Origin of the sequence: Comamonas sp. C11 (assembly GCF_024496285.1) — a bacterium.
Lineage (GTDB): Bacteria > Pseudomonadota > Gammaproteobacteria > Burkholderiales > Burkholderiaceae_C > Comamonas > Comamonas testosteroni_F.
This window is the reverse complement of sequence record NZ_CP101743.1, coordinates 1,187,174-1,206,908: the sequence shown is the minus strand read 5'-3', so window position 1 is coordinate 1,206,908 and position 19,735 is coordinate 1,187,174. Positions and strand designations below refer to the sequence as shown.

15 protein-coding genes are annotated in these 19,735 nt (G+C 63.7%); 3 read left to right on the top strand and 12 right to left on the bottom strand.

Going from position 1 to position 19,735, the window contains the following annotated elements; translation table 11 throughout:
• Positions 1–43: 43 nt before the first annotated feature.
• From NOX35_RS05525 to argH, 10 genes are all read right to left on the bottom strand, one after another.
• Complete coding sequence (locus NOX35_RS05525) at positions 44–601, bottom strand: HdeD family acid-resistance protein (protein ID WP_182285895.1); 558 nt, start codon at positions 599–601, stop codon at positions 44–46.
• Positions 602–695: 94 nt separating this feature from the next.
• Complete coding sequence (locus NOX35_RS05520) at positions 696–1,583, bottom strand: endonuclease/exonuclease/phosphatase family protein (protein ID WP_256496006.1); 888 nt, start codon at positions 1,581–1,583, stop codon at positions 696–698.
• Positions 1,584–1,646: 63 nt separating this feature from the next.
• Positions 1,647–2,033: a VOC family protein gene (locus tag NOX35_RS05515; protein WP_182285893.1), complete on the bottom strand. Its 387-nt coding sequence runs from the start codon at positions 2,031–2,033 to the stop codon at positions 1,647–1,649.
• 34 nt (positions 2,034–2,067) lie between these two features.
• A complete protein-coding gene (locus NOX35_RS05510) occupies positions 2,068–2,934 on the bottom strand; it encodes a carbohydrate ABC transporter permease (protein ID WP_182285892.1) in 867 nt (288 codons plus the stop codon).
• On the bottom strand, positions 2,931–3,887 hold the full coding sequence (locus tag NOX35_RS05505) for a carbohydrate ABC transporter permease (RefSeq protein WP_232538130.1): 957 nt from the start codon (positions 3,885–3,887) through the stop codon (positions 2,931–2,933). The genes NOX35_RS05510 and NOX35_RS05505 overlap by 4 nt, the downstream gene beginning before the upstream one ends.
• A complete protein-coding gene (locus tag NOX35_RS05500; protein WP_256496005.1) occupies positions 3,887–5,176 on the bottom strand; it encodes an ABC transporter substrate-binding protein in 1,290 nt (429 codons plus the stop codon). Before NOX35_RS05500 ends, NOX35_RS05505 begins: the two co-directional genes overlap by 1 nt.
• A gap of 45 nt (positions 5,177–5,221) precedes the next feature.
• On the bottom strand, positions 5,222–6,343 hold the full coding sequence (locus tag NOX35_RS05495; RefSeq protein ID WP_182285890.1) for an ABC transporter ATP-binding protein: 1,122 nt from the start codon (positions 6,341–6,343) through the stop codon (positions 5,222–5,224).
• A gap of 229 nt (positions 6,344–6,572) precedes the next feature.
• Positions 6,573–12,584 (bottom strand): alpha-2-macroglobulin, encoded by a 6,012-nt coding sequence (locus NOX35_RS05490; protein WP_256496003.1) that lies wholly within the window; start codon positions 12,582–12,584, stop codon positions 6,573–6,575.
• 154 nt (positions 12,585–12,738) lie between these two features.
• Complete coding sequence (locus NOX35_RS05485; protein ID WP_256496001.1) at positions 12,739–13,719, bottom strand: Bug family tripartite tricarboxylate transporter substrate binding protein; 981 nt, start codon at positions 13,717–13,719, stop codon at positions 12,739–12,741.
• A gap of 98 nt (positions 13,720–13,817) precedes the next feature.
• Positions 13,818–15,266: an argininosuccinate lyase gene (gene argH / locus NOX35_RS05480; protein WP_256495998.1), complete on the bottom strand. Its 1,449-nt coding sequence runs from the start codon at positions 15,264–15,266 to the stop codon at positions 13,818–13,820.
• A gap of 340 nt (positions 15,267–15,606) precedes the next feature.
• On the opposite strand from argH, the gene NOX35_RS05475 reads away from it, so the two are divergent.
• The gene (locus NOX35_RS05475) at positions 15,607–16,572 is read left to right on the top strand and encodes a DMT family transporter (protein ID WP_182285887.1); all 966 of its coding nucleotides are present in this window, start codon (positions 15,607–15,609) and stop codon (positions 16,570–16,572) included.
• A gap of 21 nt (positions 16,573–16,593) precedes the next feature.
• Here the strand turns inward: NOX35_RS05475 and NOX35_RS05470 are convergent, their stop codons facing one another.
• On the bottom strand, positions 16,594–16,794 hold the full coding sequence (locus NOX35_RS05470) for a hypothetical protein (protein ID WP_256495996.1): 201 nt from the start codon (positions 16,792–16,794) through the stop codon (positions 16,594–16,596).
• Between NOX35_RS05470 and NOX35_RS05465 the strand changes: the two genes are divergently transcribed.
• Both NOX35_RS05465 and NOX35_RS05460 read left to right on the top strand, forming a co-directional pair.
• On the top strand, positions 16,775–17,845 hold the full coding sequence (locus NOX35_RS05465; protein WP_182285886.1) for a sensor histidine kinase: 1,071 nt from the start codon (positions 16,775–16,777) through the stop codon (positions 17,843–17,845). The two genes, NOX35_RS05470 and NOX35_RS05465, sit on opposite strands and share 20 nt — an antisense overlap.
• Positions 17,826–18,599 (top strand): LytTR family DNA-binding domain-containing protein, encoded by a 774-nt coding sequence (locus NOX35_RS05460; RefSeq protein WP_256495995.1) that lies wholly within the window; start codon positions 17,826–17,828, stop codon positions 18,597–18,599. The genes NOX35_RS05465 and NOX35_RS05460 overlap by 20 nt, the downstream gene beginning before the upstream one ends.
• A gap of 100 nt (positions 18,600–18,699) precedes the next feature.
• On the opposite strand, the gene NOX35_RS05455 is transcribed toward NOX35_RS05460, so the two are convergent.
• Entirely contained in the window at positions 18,700–19,647 is a 948-nt protein-coding gene (locus tag NOX35_RS05455) for a ZIP family metal transporter (RefSeq protein ID WP_182285884.1), read from the bottom strand.
• Between the last annotated feature and the right edge of the window lie 88 nt (positions 19,648–19,735).

Genomic DNA, 19,735 nt, shown 5'->3' with positions numbered 1-19,735 from the left:
CTTTTTTGCCGAAGTCACTGCCTCTCGGAGCGTGTTTACGTTTTCAGCCCGTGAACTTCTTGATCTTGAACGCCAGTATCACCATCAGCACGCCGAAGATCACGGCATAGGTCGCCAGCACCCACAGCATGGCCATCATGCCCGCACCGGGCTGCATCAGCACGAAGATGCCGAAGAGCACCGACAGCAGCCCACCGAGCACCAGCAGCCATTCGCCCTGAATTTCCTTGCGCAGACGCAGCGCCGCGACGATCTGCAGCACACCGGTCATCAGAGCCCAGACACCGATATAGATGGTCAGCACCAATGCGGTGATCGCCGGGTTGATGACCGTGAGCACCCCCACCACCACACCGGTCAGCCCCCACAGCAGAACCAGCCACCAGTGACGCGACTGCTGGCGGCTCTTGATGGCGGTGTAGATGCCCAGCAGGCCGTCGACAAACACATAGGCGCCAAACACCAGCACCAGTGCGGCGGCAGATGCTGCGGGCTGCATCCAGGTCAGCACGCCGAAGATGATGGCGGCGGCGCCGCGCAACAACAGCACCCACCAGCTACGGTGCAGCATGATGGACATGGACGGAATTTCTACAGGCATGAAGACTCCTCTCTTTTAGAACGTGTTTACGTTCTCAGGGTTTCACAACAGTGCGACTTGTGCAGCCACTCGTCTCTCGACTCCAGCTCCGACCCTAGCAAGAAGCACAGCCCAGCGTCAACATCACCGGCTGGTGGTCGGACGCCTCTGTGGTGCTGTCCACACGCCAGGCCTGCACATGCTGGCACAGGCTGTCGCTCACCCACAGCAGATCGCAGGCCCCGGGCTCGGCGCCCCAGGTCCGGTCCACCAGTCTGAAGGTGGGGGGCTGCGGCTGGCCGGGGTGCAGCACATCCCAGCTATTGCGCCACTGCCCGGCCTGCAGACAGCCTTGCTCACCGGCAGCCCAAGGTGCGGACAGAACGGCATATTCGGGCTCGTGCGGCTCGAAGTTGAAGTCCCCGCAAAGCACGGCATGGCGTGTATGCGGCTTGGTCTGGTAGGGCGAGCCGTCACTGGCCGGCTGCGGCGGGGCATCGGCCAGTGCGCAGGCCTGCATCTGCAGGGCGCGCAGAGCGCCAGCCTGGGCCATGCGCTGGCGCTTCGAAAAGTACTCGAGGTGCGTGGTCATGACGCGCACCGGCCCCAGTGCCGCGTCAGCGACCGTGACCACCGAGCACATGCGCTGCATGCAGCGCACATCGGCATCGGCCGGCATGGGCAGCGGATGGTGCTGCACCTGCAGCAGCGGCAGGCGAGTGGCGACCAGATTGCCAAAGCGCTGATGTCCCCGGGGTGTGAACTCGTCGACCGAGGCACCAAAGACAATCTGCCAGCCCGGCAACAGCGCCTTCAGCTCGGCAGGCTGATCGCCGGGCCGCCCTTGCAGATCGGGGTAGTTGACGGCGATCTCCTGCAGGCACAGCACATCCAGTCCGCCGGCCTGCTCGCCCATTTGCAGCGCGTGGCGCACGATGCGTTCCACACTGACCTGTCCATCCATGCCGCAGCACCATTGCACATTCCAGCTCAGGATATTCATCTTGTCGCTTCTTTCCACATTGAAAATGACTGCAGCACCTGCCTGCGCAGCGCTGGCAGCCGATCAGGCCAGGGCCTCGCGCAGCTGGAACACATTGCCTTCGCTGTCCATGGCATTGCAGACCACAAAGCCGGGGCCTTGCCAGCGCTCGTCGAACACCTGTCCGCCCAGCGCCTGCGCGACGCTTGCGGCCTCGGCGATCGCGGGCACGGTGACGAAGAACTTGAGCGCCACATCGGCACGGCGCTGCGGCGGCTTGCCGATCCGGACCCGCGCGGCAATCTCGGCAGGCAGTGCGTGAATCAGCAGCTGCAGGGCGACGGACTCCAGCACGATGATGTGCTCATCCTCATGCAGCCGCTGCATGCCCAGAACCTGCTCATAGAAACTTGCCAGACTCTGGAAATCCTTGGCATAAATCAGCACACCAGCAGCAGCGGGACCAGGCATTGTCAACTCCCCAAATGGTTTGACTGTATCCCAGTCACTTGATTCCCGCGCGCATGAAGCTCTGCACGAACTGGCGCTGGAACAGCAGGAATGCAATAAGCAGCGGCCCTGAAGTCATCAGGGTGGCGGCGCAGATGATCGACCATTCCACGCCCGACTCCACGCTGGAGAAAACCTGCAGCCCTACGGTGAGCGGACGCGCCTGCACGCTGTTGGTGATGATCAGAGGCCAGAGAAAATTATTCCAGTGAAAGCTCACAGAAACCAGCGCAAACGCGGTGTAGACCGGCCTGGCCAGCGGTACGTAGACACGCCAGAGAATCTGCAGCGTGCTGGCACCTTCCACGCGTGCGGCCTCGTCCAGCTCACGGGGTATGCCCATAAAGGTCTGGCGCAGCAAAAAGATGGCAAAGGCCGAGGCGAAATACGGCAGGCCTATGCCCGCCAGGGTATCGACTGCGCCCAGCCCGGACATGGTCTGATAGTTCGCCACCAGCAGAATGTCCGGCATGATCATCAGCTGCACCAGCACCAGTGCAAACGCCACATTGCTGCCGCGAAAGCGCAAGCGCGCAAAGGCAAATGCAGCCAGCGTGGACAGTAGCAGCTGCACCGCCAAGATCATGGCCACCAGCAAGATGGTGTTGAGAAAATAGCGCGCAAACGGCGCGGCGTCCCAGGCATGGCGGAAGTTCTGCAGCGTCCAGGGCGCGGACAGATCGAGGCGCGTGGACGCATCGGACGGATGAAACGCCGTCCAGACCGCATAGGCCAGCGGCAGCAGCCACAGCAGCGCCAGCGTCCAGGCGGCCAGGGTGTCCAGCCAGGAAGCGCCATAAAAACTCACGCCCCGGCCTGCCCTGGCGCTCCTGCGCGCCGATGGAAATGCAGCAGCTGTCATTGATAGTGCACCTTTTTGTCCAGCACGAAGAACTGGAACAGCGCCACGGCAGCCAGCACCACGACCAACACCACGGTGATGGCCGCGGCATAGCCGGTATCCCAGAACTTGAAGCCCACCTCGTAGAGGTGATAGAGCAGCAGCGTGGAGGCATTGTCCGGCCCGCCGCGCGTGAGAATGAACACATGGTCCACCAGCCGGAAGGCATTGATCACGGCGTTGACCAGAATGAACAGTGTGGTCGGCATGAGCAGCGGCCACTGCACGCGGCGCAGGAAATACCAGCGCGATGCGCCTTCGATGACCGCCGCTTCCTTGAGGCTGGGATTGAGAGTCTGCAGCGCGGCCAGATAGAAGATCATGAAGAAGCCTGCCTCCTTCCACACCGCCACCAGCGTGATGCAGGCCAGGGCCGTGGATGGATCGCCCAGCCAGTTGTGCGCGCCCAGGCCCAGAGCACCGCGCACCTGCTCCAGCAATCCGTACTGCGGCGTGTAGAAGAACAGCCAGATATTGGCCACGGCAATCATGGGCAGCACCGTGGGCGTGAAATACGCCATGCGCAGCAAGGCCCGCCCCGCGAGCTTCTCGTTGACCCACAGCGCCATCAGCAAGGCCAGCCCCATGGACAGCGGAATGGTGGCGGCGGCAAACCAGAGGTTGTTGCGCACGGCCTGCCAGAACACGGGGTCGTCGACCATGAGCACATAGTTGTCCAACCCTACCCATTCGCCGGACTGGCCGCCACGCCCCGTGGCATGCAGGCTGTCGATCAACGTGGACAAGGCCGGCCAATGGGTAAAGCCCAGCAGCAGCACCAGCGCCGGCATGAGCAGCAGCCAGGCATGCACGGCCTGCTTTCGAGCTGCGGCCTGCGCCAGCCTGCTGGCGGCCCTGGATGACAAGGGAGCCGACATGGCGCCCTTGCCGGTTTCAAGCGCCGGACTGCTCATTACTTGTAGCGACGCAGGATGCGGTCGGATTCCTTCTGCGCGTCGTCCATGGCCTGGGCAGCGGTCTTGGTGCCGTTCAGGGCCGCCTGAATCGCATCGTTGAGCACCTTGGTCACGCGCTGGTTCTCATGGGTGGAGTATTCGGCCACCGACACGGGCAACTGGTCACGCGCCACCAGGGCCTGAGGAAATTCCTGGCCGTACTTCTTGAGCGCAGGCGTCTCGTAAGCTGCAGGCGAGACAGCCACATAGCCGCTGTCCATGCTCCACTGCGCTGCACGTTCGGGCTGGGTCACCCATTTGGCAAACTCGAACGCAGCCTGCTGCTGCTCCCTGGGCGCATTCTTGAAAATGTAGAAATTGCCTCCGCCCGTGGGCGAGCCCTTGCGGACATTGCCGGCGATCTGGCCCACGCCGAAGTCGAACTTGGCATTGGCGCGGATATTGGTGAGATTGCCTGTGGTCGTCACGATGATGGCGGCCTTCTTTTCCATGAAGTCCCTGGGCGTCGTGCCCCACTCCACCACACCTGCAGGGTGCACGCCGTCCTTGACCAGGCTGACCCAGAAGTTCAGCGCTTCCACCACCTTGGGGTGGTTGAGCATGACGCGGGTGCCGGACTCGTTGGCCAGCAGCACATCATTGGGTGTGGTCAGAGTCTGCAGCATCCAGTAGCCAAAGCCGGTGGACGGAATCTGGATGCCGTATTGCACGACCTTGCCGCTGGCGTCCTTCCTGGTCAGCTTGTGAGCGGCCTCCTTGAGTTCCTTCCAGTTCTGGGGCGCCTTATCGGGGTTCAGGCCGGCCTCCCTGAAAGCTTCCTTGTTGTAGTACATCACCACGGTGGAGCGCTGAAAGGGCACGCCCCAGGTCTTGCCACCGGTCTGGCTGTTGGCCATGAAGGCCGGATAAAAGCCCTTGAGCCAGGCCTTGTCGGCATCGGTCTTCACGAAGTCGTCAATGGGCGCAATCGCGCCTTCGTCCATCAACGTGAACATATCGGTGGATAGCAGCACCGAGGTCGCAGGCGCCTTGCCGGCCTTGTGCGCCGTCAGCGCCTTGACGATGGTTTCCTGATAGGTGCCCGCATAGATGGGCGTGAGCTTGTACTGCGGATGCGCCTTGTTGAAGTCTGCCGCATAACCGTCTATCACCTTGGCGATGGGGCCGCCCACGGCCACGGGGTAATAGAAAGGCACTTCCAGCGGGGACTGAGCAAGAGCAGTGCCCGCCATGCCAAGGCTGGCGGCAGCGGCGATCACGCCATGAACAAAGGTTTGACGACGCATGGGATCTCTCCTCGAGAATTGCAGACAATGGGAAACGCTGACAGCTCAGGCTGCAGCCAGCAAAGAGCGGGCGGAGTCCACCGCCTGCCCGCAAACATGAATGCGCCCACCCTGCGCATCGAACCAGTGCGCAGCCTGCTGTGGCCAGCACAGGACCACGCCTTGTCCGGGCCGCAGATCGGCATGGGCATGGCCGGGCACACGCGCCGTCAGCAGCTCGCTGCCCACCAGGCAGCGCAGCACCAGATCGGCACCCAGATATTCAAAGCCCTGCACAGTGGCCGGAATGCCGTTGCCCAGACCCTCGTTGCCGCCGTCGGCATCAAGTGCCACGGAAATCACCTCGGGCCGCACGCCCAGCGATTGCGGATAGGCGCTGCCAGCCACCAGATCCGGAGCTACGGCCACATCGCTGCCGGCAATCCGGTTGCCTTGCAGGGCAACGATGTTCATGGCGGGCGTGCCGATAAAGCGCGCGGCAAACGTGGTTGCGGGCCGGGCATAGATTTCACGCGGCCCGGCAGCCTGTTCCACCAGGCCCTTGTTGAGCAGCACCACCTGATCGGCCATGCTCATGGCCTCGGCCTGGTCGTGGGTCACATAGACCACCGTGAGACCCAGACGCTGCTGCAGCTCGCGCAGCTCGGCGCGCATTTCCTGGCGCAGCTGGGCATCGAGGTTGGACAACGGCTCGTCCATCAGGCAGACCCTGGCCTGCGCCACCAGCGCTCGGCCCAGCGCCACGCGTTGCTGCTGGCCGCCCGAGAGTTGCCCGGGCCGACGCTCCAGCAGCGCCGTCAGCCCCAGCAGCTCTGCCGTTTGCCTGAGACGCTGCTCGCGCTCGGCCTTGCCAACCTTGCGCACCTGCAGACCGAACTGGATGTTGTCTGCCACGCTCAGATGCGGGAACAGCGCATAGTTCTGGAACACCATGGCAATGCCGCGCTCTGCAGGCGGCATATGGGTGACGTCGCGACCATCGATGCGCACCGACCCCGAGGTGGGCATGTCCAGCCCGGCAATCATGCGCAAGGTGGTGGATTTGCCGCAGCCCGAAGGGCCGAGCAGGACGCAAAACGAGCCTGGTTCAATGCGCAGATTCACGGCATGCAGGGCCGTGGCGTCACCCCAGGATTTGGCGACGTTCTCCAGCTCGATCAAAGACATCGCGCCAGTCTAGAAAGACTGGATGACAGCCGCGTGTCAACCCAGATCCAACCAAATAAAACAGGAGCTTCTGGCGCTTGCTATTTATTGATCTCAGATAGAAATGATCTTGAATCATCCTTTTTAAATGCGAAAGCAGCTTCAATATCCATAGCATCAGTGCATGAAAAAAGCCCCGACTGCTTGCGCAGACCGGGGCTTGCCGTATGGCCGAGAAACCGCCGAGGGCTTACTTGGGCATCACCACCTTGAGCTTGGCGTTGGGAATCTCGCCAAACATCTCGGGCGCATACAGCGCTTCGGCACGCGTGGGCGGCAGGGCGAACTCACCGGCATTGTTCAGGCGCACGGTGTATTCGACCTTGGTCGTACCTGCTGGCAGGTACTGGTAGTAGGCACGGTAGGACTCGAAGCTGCGCTCTTCATAGGCAAGCCAGCCGGCTCCCTCCTGCTTTTCGCCCTTGGAAGCGATTTCCGAATCGCGGCCCAGGCCGCCGCCCAGAATGGTCGCGCCCGTGGGGACGGGGTCGGTAATAGCCACCCAGGTCATATCGGTCTTGGCCTGCACCTCCAGCGTCACGCGCAGCACATCGCCGCGCGTGTACTGGCCGCCACCAAACAGCCCCTTGTCCGCCTGCTCCACAGGCGTGACGGTCTTCTTGATGGTGTAGCCGGCGCTGAACGGAGCCTTGAGGGCCACGGCCGCCACGGACTGCACGGTCAGCCAGGGCTTGCCCGTGCCTTGCTGCGTCACGCTGAGCTGACCCTTGCCGGCCTTGGCCCAGGGCATGAACATGGTGTTGTTCATCAGGCCGCCAGCACGCACGGGTTCACCGAAGACGCTGTTGGAATGGGCCGTTCCCTGCGCATCCTCGGACGTGGCACGCCTGACATCGGCCCAGTTCACCTTGGCTTCGTTGCCGTTCATGCTGGCCACGGTGCTGCCGGCCACGGGCTCGGACTCGAACTTCTGCGAGAAGCGGCGCAGCGCCAGAGCTCCCCAGAGGTTGGCCGTGGTCGTGTTCCAGGCACCGGACTGCTGGCGCGCGATAAAGCCGCTGACCAGACGAGGCATGTCTTCGGCCCATGCCGGATCGTTGATGGTCGCCAGGATCAGACGCGCCAGATTCACGTCCGGACCCTGCATCAGCCACCACCAGCCATCGTCCTGATCGGTCGAGAAGCCGGCACGCGTACCGTTGTAGGTCAGGCGCGCGCGCAGGATCTGCATGGCCTGGGCCAGACGCTCATCGCGCTGCGGCGCATCGCTCATGCGTTGCAGCAGCAGCACCCAGTCAATGACCGTGTGCGTGGGCCACTGGTTGGGCGTGGCATTGATGCTGTCGAGCATGCGCGGCGTGGCCTTGCCAGACAGCGCCAGCGCAGCAATCGCCGCCAGCTTGCGCATTTCCAGATCCTTGCGCGGGCTCCAGAAGTTGCGCTGGATGCGGCCTTCCACAAACGCGATCAGGCCGTCCTCCATACGCGCACGCTCGGCCGCCGGGATCACGAAGCGCTTGTCAACGCCCTGTGCCATGGCCGACATATTGAGCAGATGCGCTGTCAGCGTATCGCTGCCGCGGCTGACCGAGCCGTCCTGAGGCGGGAAGTAGTTGGCCAGGCCGTCGCCGTCCAGATAGTTGGGCAGCTGGGCCATGGTGCTGCCCCACAGCTCGGCGTTGTTCATGCCGACCGCCTTGCTGGTGGTCTGCTCCAGGCAGGAGTAGGGGTAGCGGGCCCACCAGTCGCGCACGCCAGGCAGACCTTCGGTCAGCTTGGGCACCAGCGACATCTGCAGGCCGCCACGGCCGGGCAGCGCATCAGCGGGCGGATTCACGGGCACGCTATAGCTGCCGCTGACCTGCACCAGCGTGGCCTGCTGTACCGACAGCGGCACAGCGGGCACGATGCGCTGGCTGACCTTGAGCGCATCCTGCGCCGCATCGGCGCCGCCAGCGGTATCGCGCGCGGAAATCTCCCAGATCAGCGCTTCGGCACGCGTGCCGGAGAGCTGGGCCGGAGCCTTCACATCCCAGGCCACTTCACGCGCCTCGCCGGCGGGAATCTCCACGGTCTGGGCCTTGAGCTCCAGCATGGTGGCGCGCGGCGTGACTTCCACCTTCATGGCTTTGGCCGAGGTGTTGCGCAGCGTGACCTGGGCGCGGAACTGATCGTCCTCGCGCACCAGCGGCGGCAGGCCGCTGATGATCTGCAGATCCTGCGTGGTACGGATCGCCGCCTGGCCAGTGCCGAACAGGCTCACGCCCGCATCGGCCACGGCCACCACCTGGAAGGTGGTCAGGGCGTCGTTGAGCGGCACCTCGATCAGCGCCATGCCGTTGCCGTCCAGCACCACATCGGGCTTCCACAGCAGCAAGGTGTCGAGCAGCTCGCGCGTGGGGCTGCGGCCACCGCCACCGCCCGCAGGCACGGCCTTCTTGCCGTAATGGCGCCGGCCGATCACCTCCATCTGGGCCGTTGCCGTCTGCACGCCCCATTCGCGGCGTGTCAGCATGGCATCGAGCAGATTCCAGCTGCTGTTGGGCATCAGCTCCAGCAAGGCCTGGTCCACGGCCGCCAGCGCCACATGGGCACCTGCAGCGGGCTTGCCATCGGGCAGCGTGGCCTTGATGGTGACCTTGGCCGTGCCACGTACCTTGTAGCTGGACTTGTCCGAGGACACCTTGACGTCCAAAGTATTGTTCTTCAGGCCCACGCGAATTTCGGACATGCCGAAACGGAAGGCAGGCTTGGAGAGGTCCACCATGGACGTCGGCGCGATGAATTCCTTGCCGTCATTCCAGAAGGCACGCCACCACTCCAGCGGCGACTTGAAGCCCCAGGTGAAGAAGCTGTACCAGGGCACTTCCATCAGGCGACCGCGCAGCGCCAGCACGCTGACATAGGCGTTGGGCCCCCAGTTGTCTTCGATCTTGACGTCCACCGTGGGGTTGTCACCCGCCAGCTCCACCACCTGGGTGCTGACGATGCCTTCGCGCTCCACTGCCACCAGCGCCGTGGCGCGGCGGAAGGGCATGCGGACCTGGAAGCGCGCCGTCTCGCCGGGCTCATAGCTCTTGCGCTCGGACAACACATCCATGCGGTCATGGTCTTCGCCACCGAACCAGAGTTCGCCCTGGCCCGTGACCCACACCGAGGTCGCAGCCTGGCTGCTGCGGCCTTCCTTGTCGGTAGCCTTGACGATCAGCTCCACCTCGCCGGGCTGGGACAGCTGGGCCTCGCATTGCACCAGACCATGGCTGTCGCTGGTGCCCGAGCACACGGTGCCCAGATTCTTGAGCGTGGTCTGGTTGTCGTAGCTGTAGAAGCCGCCCACCAGCCGCTTGCGGCTGGAGGTGGTGATGCGCGCCACGGCTTCGACCTTGACGGGCACGCCTGCCTGTGCCTTGCCTGCCGTATCCAGCGTCAGCGCCTGAAAGCGCAGCTTGCGGTCCACGGAGATCCAGTTCTCGGAGCGCACGCCTGCCACCACGGCAGCCGGCCAGATGGTGCGTGTGCTGCGCAGGGTCTGCACCTCGCCATTCGGGTCGGCATAGGTCGCCTCCATCAGCAGCTCGCGCGGCTCGCCGGACTTGGGCAGCTTGTCGATGCTGACCTTGCCCAGTCCGTTCTTGTCCAGCGTCACGGGCAGCTTGTCGGCCACGACCTTGGTGTCGTCAGCCGCCGTGCTTTCCTCGTCGTCGCTGCTGCCCATGTCCTGGGCGCTGCGCGGCGGGTTGAAGCTGAAGCCATCCCAGCCTGAGAAGTCCAGCGATTTGGAACGCAGCAGAGCCGACACCTTGACCGGCAGATTGGCGGCAGCGCCGCCCGAGACATAGTTGATCTGCACTTCGGCAGGCACGCTGCCCACAGCGTAGAGCTGCTCCTTGCCGGCCGGGCCCACACGCCCCTCCATCACGGGAAGGCGGAACTCTTCGACACGGAAGATGCCGGTACTGAAGCTGGAGCGACGGCTGTTGCCGCTGGTGTAACTCAGCTCCACCGCATATTCGCCCAGCTTGGCGGCCTTGGAGATGGGGAACTCGCTGGTCGCGCTGCCATTGGCATTCCAGCTCAGGGCCTGGGTAAAGCGCTGGCCGCTGCCCAGGTGGGTGATGGTCAGGCGATCGGGCTTCTCCTGGGTCTGTTCAAAGCCCTTGGAATTCTTGCCGGGACCGGTCAGGGCACGCAGAAAGTGCTTCATGGATACGGTTTCGCCGGCACGGAACAGCATGCGGTCAAACACCGTATGCGCCACTTCGTCGCGCTTGCTGCTGGAGCTGGTCGGCACATTGAAGCGCCAGGACTCTATGCCCTTGTTCCAGTTGCTCCAGACAAACGCCAGCTCCTCGCCAGCCTCGGTCTTGGCCCGCGCACTCACGAAATAGGAACTGCTGCGGTAGTAGCCGTCCTCGTTGCTGCAGGAGGGCGGACTGGGGTTGAGGCCGTTGAAGGTCACAATGCCTTGCGCATCGGTCACGGCCGAGGCAATCGCCTGACCGTTGCAGTCCGAGACCTGCACCGTGGCGCCAGGCACCACCTTGCCCTTGTCCAGCGTCGTCACCCAGGCTACCGAGTTTTCGCGACCCAGCTTGAAGTGCACGGCCAGATTGGTCACCAGCACCGAGGTGCGCACATACATGGTGCGGCCCGCGCCATAGCCTTCGTCGAGCAGCGACTGGCCCAGCATGGGCGAGGCGATCTCCACCACCTGGAAGCCCGGATTCAGCGGAATACCGACGACCTCGAAGGGGCGCGGGTCGCCCTTGGCCGCCTTGGGCAGCTCCAGCATCTGGGTCTGGCTCTGGCCGTCCAGCAGCGACAGCATGCGGGTCTGCACCCAGTGCTTGTCGTCGTTGATGACCGGAGGCAGCACCTTCACATCGCGTGCCGCGCGCTTGCGTTCCACGCTATAGCTGTCATAGCGCTCCACCTTCTTGAGCCAGGCGATGATGTCGGCATCCGAGCCGCCTTTCTTGGTGCGCACCACGCTGGCGTCCAGCGATTTGCCCAGGAGCTGCGGTTCCACATTGCGCAGCGTCACGGGCAGCAGCGCCGGTCCCTTGGGGCCTTCGGCAAAACGCTCGACGATGCCGAATGGCGCCGCCGCAAACTTCACCAGCGGCGGCATATTGCCCGTGGCCGTGGCCAGCGGGAACATATTGGCATTGCTCAGCGTGCGGCCCGCGGCATCCTTGAACTGCGGCGGAAGCTCCACCACATACTTGGTGTTGGGGTGCATGGTGGCCGGGAAAGTCACGCTGTCCACCAGCGAGTCCTCGGCCAGCTTGTCGCCGTTCTGCTCGATGATGGGTGCCACGGCCGAGGCGCCGCTCTTGAGGCGTATGCCTTCGATCAGCTTGCGCGGCACCGGCGCGCTGAAGGACAGGCGCATGGGGCGGATCGGCAGGCAGGCGGCGTTGGCGTTCTCGCGCTCGCAGCTGAAGTCGGCGCTGAAGGGCTGGCGCACCTGGTACTCGTAGCGCTGCTCGTCCTTGCTGACCAGGCCATTGGCCATGGCCACGCCCTTGCCATAGACCAGGGTCATCTTGCTGCCCGAGGTCAGTCGGCGGTTGCAGGCCAGCACCGCATAGTTCTGCGGGTGCTGGGCCGCATCCTTGTCCCAGTGGCGCTGCTTGAGCACGGCCTCGCGATCCTTGCCCTCGATCAGTTGCACGGGGATGCGCTCGCCCACGCCTTCGGAGGTACACCAGACGCGCTGCTTGAGGCTGTCCACGGACGCCGCGCCCGTCAGGCGCAGGGCAAAGTACTGCTGCTCGTCCACCTCTTCATAGGTGTCGGGCGCAATGCTGGCCACCTGCGGACCGCCTGTCTGAAATTGATAGCTGGCTGCGCCCGTCAGAGCTGTACCCGCGACGCTCTTGAACTGAGGGTTGAGCTGGGCCGTGCAACGCACGCCAGCGGGCAGGTTCTGGGCAAAATCGAATACCCATTCCTTTTCGCTGTTCCAGCGCCCCGTGCCCTTGGCGGCCCGGGCATCGCTGCACTGCAGGTTGACCGGCGCAGCGGCCTTGGGATCGCCAAAGCGCACGGCGGCCCCATCGAACTGCACCACGACCTGGCCCACCTTGCTCACATCTCCCTGCGGGCTGAACTGGCGTACCCCCACGGCGTGGGCCGCCGTGGCCGCCAGGCCCCATAACAGACCTGCATTCAGCAGCTTGCGCCAGTGCGGCGCGATCTGCTCCCTCTTCCTTCCCTCTGCATAAGGCACAGTCATACAGTCACTTTCTTTTCGGGCAGGCATGTCGCCGGCCCTGGCTGTTTGAATCTGAAGTCTGGAATCAGCGACGCAGCAGTGCAGGACGGCAGAATGCAAAAAGCCCTGCCTCACAAGTGAAGCAGGGCCTTGAGCAGGTGCCGCACGCGCGAAACTACTGCGGCTGGAAACCGCTGCGCTGAATGATACCGGCCCAGACCTTGGAATAGGCGGCCTCACGCTCCCCCAACTGGCGGGGATTCATGTATCCAACTGTAAGCCCCAATGCCGTCAGCTGCGCGTAGACATCACGCTGCTTGAGCACATTGCCCACGGCTGCAGAAAAGCGCTCGACAAAGGCCTGGGGCACGCCCTTGGGCGCAAAAATGCCGTAGTAAGGCATGTCCTCGAAGCCCTTGATGCCCTGCTCCAGCAAGGTCGGCACTTCGGGCATGGAAGCCTGGCGCTTGGCGCCCAGTACGCCGATCACGCGCAGCTTGCCAGCCTTCTGGTTCTCCATGAAGTCCGGCACCGAGGCAATGCCGGCAGGAATCTGATTGCCCAGCATATCGGCCAGCAAGGGGGCGCTGCCGCGATACGGTGCGGCCACCAGATCGAGCTTGTAGTGGTCGGCCAGGATCTTGACCAGAAATTCGGGCGTCGAAGCCGGCGCCGGAATGCCGATGGTGCCGTTCTTGGCACTGCCCCTGGCCCAGGCCGCGTACTCGGCCAGATTCCTCACCGGCGTGTTGCTGGACACGGCCAGCGCATTCACAAAAGTGGCAACCCCGGCCACGGGAATGAAGTCCTGCTGCGGATCGAAGCCCGGCTTTTTCACGACCTTGGGCAGGATGGAGATGGTGTGGTCATGCGTGAGAAACAGCGTATGGCCATCGGCAGGCGAGGCCTTGAGCAGTTGCGCTGCAATCTGGCCGCCAGCGCCGGGGCGATTCTCCACCAGCACCGTCACGCCGCCCAGTTCGTCCTTGAGCTTGTCGGCCAGCAGGCGCGCAATCGCATCCGAGCCACCGCCGGGTGGAAAGCCCACCAGAATGCGGATGGGCTGGCCCGACGAGGCCCAGGCCACCGAGCCCAGGGCAGATGCTGCAGCCGCTCCCACTCCGGCCTTCAGCCATTGACGACGTGTTTGCGTCATGTGTTTTCTCCTTATGCTTTTCCAGACTAACCAAAACAAAAGCGCCCGGCAAAGGGCGCTTTCAAGGCGTGAACGTTACGCCACAGTGCCGGAGCCTGTCAGGCCAGACGTGCCTGATGCTTGGCCAGTTGCGCACGCACCTGCGCCGGAGCCGTTCCGCCCAGCGTGTTGCGGGCATTGAGCGAGCCTTCCAGGCTCAGGGCCTCGAACACATCGGCCTCGATATTGGGGTTGAAGGCCTGCAGCTCGGCCAGCGGCAGCTCGGCCAGGTCCACGCCCTTCATGGTGGCCAGCTTCACGGCGTGAGCCACGGTTTCGTGGGCGTCACGGAAGGGCAGGCCCTTCTTGACCAGATAGTCGGCCAGGTCGGTGGCCGTGGCATAGCCCTTCAGGGCGGCAGCGCGCATGTTCTCGGCATTCACGGTGATGCCGCCTTCCTTGACGCCGCTGGCGGGGTTGAGCTGGCCGCCGATCATCTCGGCGAAGATGCGCAGCGTGTCCTTCAGGGTGTCCACCGTGTCGAACAGCGGCTCCTTGTCTTCCTGGTTGTCCTTGTTGTAGGCCAGTGGCTGGCCCTTCATCAGCGTGATCAGGCCCATCAGATGACCGACCACGCGGCCGGTCTTGCCGCGTGCCAGCTCGGGCACGTCGGGGTTCTTCTTCTGGGGCATGATGGACGAGCCGGTGGTGAAGCGGTCGGCGATCTTGATGAAACCGAAGTTCTGGCTCATCCAGATGATCAGCTCCTCCGACAGGCGGCTCACGTGCACCATGCACAGCGAGGCAGCAGCGGTGAACTCGATGGCGAAGTCGCGGTCGGACACGCCGTCCAGCGAGTTCTGGCTCACGCCTTCCATGCCCAGGGTCTTGGCCACGCGCTCGCGGTCCAGCGGGTAGGTGGTGCCGGCCAGGGCGGCGGAGCCCAGGGGCAGCACGTTGACGCGCTTGCGCACGTCCAGCATGCGCTCGGCGTCGCGCTTGAACATTTCCACATAGGCCAGCATATGGTGGCCGAAGCTCACGGGCTGGGCCACTTGCAGATGGGTGAAACCGGGCAGGATCACGTCCACATTCTTGGCAGCCACTTCGACCAGCGAGCGCTGCAGCTCCTTGAGCAGGCCTTCGATCAGGTCGATCTCGCTGCGCAGCCACAGGCGCACGTCGGTGGCCACCTGGTCGTTGCGGCTGCGGCCGGTGTGCAGGCGCTTGCCGGCATCGCCGACCAGCTGGGTCAGGCGTGCCTCGATGTTCAGGTGCACGTCTTCCAGGTCCAGCTTCCACTCGAAAGTGCCGGCCTCGATCTCGGCCGTGATCTGCGCCATGCCCTTCTGGATGGAGGCAAAATCTTCGGCCGCAATGATCTTCTGGGCCGACAGCATTTCGGCATGCGCCAGAGAGCCCTGAATGTCGGCCTGCCACATGCGCTTGTCAAAGAACACGCTGGAGGTGTAGCGCTTGACCAGGTCGCTCATGGGTTCGGAGAACAGGGCAGACCAGGCTTCGGCCTTGGAATCGAGCTGGTTGTGCGAAGGAGCAGATGTAGACATGTGAGGGCAACAATCCCGTAAAACCACAGGCCGCCCAATGCAGAAGTTTGGCGTGACGGCTGTGCAAAGCAGAAACAGGGATTTTATCGGCCTGACCCGGCGCCGGCGCCAGAGCGCCCCAGAGCCATTGCCAGCCACTGCGACAAAGCAGCATTCACGCGCCATCCGCTCATTAATCAATAGCTTTCTACGCTTTATGGGAAAGGCCTGCAAGGCCATTCCATGCAAATCAGGTAAATCTGGCTGCAGCCACTCTGTTTCTGGCTTGCGCGGACAATCACGGCATCTTTGCTCACCCACCCCACAGGTCGCGGCCCACCCGGCTGACGCGCCGCCCGGCATGAATTCCCGCTCTTCCCTGATTTCCGGCCTCGGTTTTGCGCTGGCCGCCTGCGCGCTCTGGGGCGCGATTTTTCTCGTGCCCGCCATGCTGCCGGAGTTCTCTCCGCTGCAGATCACCTTTGGCCGCTTCGTGCTCTATGGCGTGGTGGCCTTATGCGTTTTCCTGCCCCGGGCCACCAGGCTGCTGCCCAGGCTGCAAGCGGCCGATATCCGGCATCTGGTCTGGCTGGCCCTGACGGGCAATGTGGTGTACTTTGCCCTGGTCGCCACCGCCGTGCAATGGATAGGCATGGCCGTGACCTCGCTGATCGTGGGCCTGGTTCCCGTCACCGTGCCGCTGCTGGGCCGCAACACCAGCGGTGCGCTTCCGCTGCGCCGCATGCTGGCGCCCATGGCGCTGATTCTGGCCGGCATCGTGCTCGTCAATGTCCATGCGCTGAGCACAGGGTCCGAAGGCAGCCAGGGGCGCTATCTGCTGGGCGTGCTGATGGCCGTGCTGGCCATGCTCTGCTGGAGCCGCTACGCGCTGGACAACACCCGCTACCTGGCACAAAGCCGCTTCAACGGCACGGAATGGTCCACGCTCTGGGGTCTGGTCGTCGGGCTGATCAGCGCCTTGCTCTGGGCCCTGCTCTGGCTGATATCGCCTGAGGCCAGCGGCGCCGGCAGTCCCGACATTGCGGCCCAGCGCTGGCAACTGTTCTGGCTGTTGAATCTGGCCGTGGCCATCCTCTCGTCCTGGCTGGGCAACTGGATGTGGAATGCCGCCAGCCAGCGCCTGCCCATCACCTTCGTGGGCCAGTTGCTGGTGTTCGAGACCCTGTTCGCCCTGGCCTACCACTTCCTCTATGAACAGCGCCTGCCCCGGATCGGCGAGCTGACGCCCATGCTGCTGATTCTCGCGGGCCTGGTCTGGTCGCTCAGACGCTTTCAGGCCGCAAGCCGGGCTGCGGCCTCGGTTTGAGTCAGCACAAACGCTGATGCATCAAACCGACAGATACCGCAGGAATTGCAGCTGCACCGCGGCTCCGTGCCAATAATCACAGGACTTGCGCAAATTCGGATCGGGCATGTCGATGGACATGCTCTTTGCGCATGCTTGCCAGCCCAGCTCTTTTGCCCGCCCAGCTCTTGCATCCAAGTCACCGCCCTGCTCCAGACCACCTGTGCCCATTTCACCGCTCATCGCCGCAACTCCCGCCTCGACCCGCCCGGTCCTGGTGTTCGACGCCTGCAATGCCGGCGTGGTACTGCGCGCCGTGCTGTTTGTACAGGTGGTGGTGGGCACGGCCGCCATCTATGGTGCGGACTCGCTCTGGGAGTGGTTTAGCAGCGCGGCCCTGCTCACCGGAGCCTGCCTGCCCGGCACCCTGGTCTGGCTGATCGCAGCCTGCAGCCTCAAGCACCAGTTGCAGCGTCTGGACACGCGCGGCCAGTATCTGGCCGGCGTGCTGCTGGGCGCGCTCGCAGGGCTTTATGCCTGCGGCATGCTGTTCTTCATCGGCATAGCCAAAGTCCCCTGGCTGGCCAGTGCCGTCACGGGAGGCCTGCTGGCCGCGCTGCTGGTGACGGCACTGGTGCTGCGCGCGCGCGGCAACACGCCAGCGCAAACCCAGGCCCGTCTCACCGAGCTGCAGTCACGCATAAGACCGCACTTTCTGTTCAACACCCTCAACAGCGCGATTGCGCTGGTGCGCGCCGAGCCCGCCAAGGCCGAAGCCTTGCTCGAAGACCTCAGCGATCTGTTTCGCTATGCGCTGGCCGAACCCCATCTGACCACCACGCTGGCGCAGGAGATAGAGCTGGCCCAGCGCTATCTGTCCATAGAGCAGGTACGCTTTGGCGAGCGCCTGCAGATGCAGTGGCAGCTTGATGAAAGCGTGCATGAAGCGCTGCTGCCACCGCTGCTGCTGCAGCCGCTGGTGGAGAACGCCATCCGCCATGGAGTGGAGCCCAATGCGCGCGGCGGCAAGCTGCAGGTCCGCACCGAAAGACGCGGCAACGAGGCGCTGATCCAGATCATCAACACCTTGCCGCCTGCCAGCGCCGAGCATCAAAGCACCGGCCATGGCATGGCCCTGGACAACGTCAGGGCCAGGCTGTCGCTGCTGCACGATCTGCAAGGCAGCTTCAGCGCCAAGGTGCGCGACGGGCTGTATGTGGTGCGCCTGAGCGTGCCTTTGCTGCAGACCGAGTCAAAACCGGGACAATCCCGTCATGCACATTCTGATCGTTGATGACGAAGCTCTGGCACGCGCCAGACTGCGCACTCTGCTCGGCGACTGCGCACACGGCCCCCACCATATCCAGGAAGCCGCAGATGGCGAACAAGCCCTGCAGATGCTGCAAGCCGCCCAGCCCACACCCATACAGCTGGTGCTGCTGGACATTCACATGCCCGGCCACAACGGGCTGCAACTGGCAGCGGCACTGGCGGACCTGCCCAGCCCGCCCGCCATCGTATTCGTGACAGCGCATGCCAGCCATGCGGTACAGGCTTTCGAGCTGGATGCCGTGGACTACCTGACCAAGCCCGTACGCCTGGAGCGGCTGCAGCAATCGCTGCAAAAGGCCGAGCGTGCACTGAGCACGCGCAGCGTCGCAGACAGCGGCCCTGTGCTGGTGATCCAGGAGCGCGGCGGCACACTGCGGCTGCCGCTATCCGAGGTGCGTTTTCTCAAGGCCGAGCAGAAATACATCACCGTGCGCACCGTGCAGCGCAACTACGTCCTCGACGGAGCGCTGGCCGATCTCGAAACCCGCCACGGCGAACATCTGCTGCGCATACACCGCAACGCCCTGGTGCTGCGTGCGGCCTTGCGCGGCCTCGAGAAATATGACGACCCGCAGGAAGGCGAAGGCTGGGGCCTGCGCCTGCAGGGCGTGCCCGAGCTGCTGCCGGTCTCACGCCGCCAACTGGCGGCGGTCAAGACCGAGCTCAAAGATATAGGACTTACGCAAACAAGAGTGCTGCAGCGGCCTGCCTCCTGATTCAGTCGTCTGGCCTGAACCCGCTTTGCGTAAGTCGTGAGATATTTCCTGAATGAAAAAACCGGCTGAAAGCCGGTTTTTTTATCGACTGCAGTCGCAATCAATGCTCATGCTTGTGCGCCGCTTCACCGGCAGCCGGGGATGCGGGCTCATGCTGGTGCCCGACCTCGGCGCCATGATCGTGGTCATGCTCATGTCCATGGTTGTGCGCCGCGCCGCTCATCACCGTCACGATGACAATGCCCAGCAGCAGCCAGAAGACCTGGGCTGCGGTTTCCTTGGCGCTCAGGCGCTTTTGCAGCTGGGGAATCAGGTCGGCCAGGGCCACATAGATAAAGCTGCTCGACGCAATGACCAGGAAATATGGCAGCAGCTCGTGCAGCTGTCCGATGAGGAAATAGCCGGCCACCCCGCCCAGCGTGGTCACCGCTCCAGCCATGGACACCTTGATCAGCGCCACGCGGCGATTGCTGCTGGACTGACGCAGCACCACGATATCGCCCATGTGGTGAGGCACCTCATGCGCCAGCACCGACAGGGCAGCAATCAGGCCCAGACGGATGTCGGCCACGAAAGCCGATGCAATCAGCACGCCATCGCCAAAGCAATGCACGCTGTCGCCCGTCAGAATGGCCCAGCCGCCCTTGCCATGGCTGTGGCCATGCGCGTGATCGCCATGATCATGGTGGACGTGACCATGCTGATGATCGTGAGCATGACCGTGGTGCACGGGAACATGCTGGTGAGCATCTCCATGCGAATGCTCATGGCCGTGGTGCCAGAGCTCGGCCTTGGACAGCAGAAAGAAAAACACCAGCCCGATCAGCAGCACCACGAACAGATCATGGGACTTGCCGTGGCTCTCGAACGCCTCGGGCAGCAAATGCATGAAGGCCGTGGCGAGCAAGGCTCCCGCAGCCAGGCTCAGCAAACGCTGGGGCATCAGCCCTGGCGTGCGCCCCCCTCCCAGACTCATCAACAACGCGGCCACCCAGACACTGCCGATACCAGCAGCCAGGGTGGCCAGAATAATTGCTACCAATGTCATAGCTTTATATGGCTTAACCGCAACCTTTTACAGGCGAATCTTGAGGATTTTCGCAGAATGCGCCGCCCAACGCGGCCCGCTTGCGACT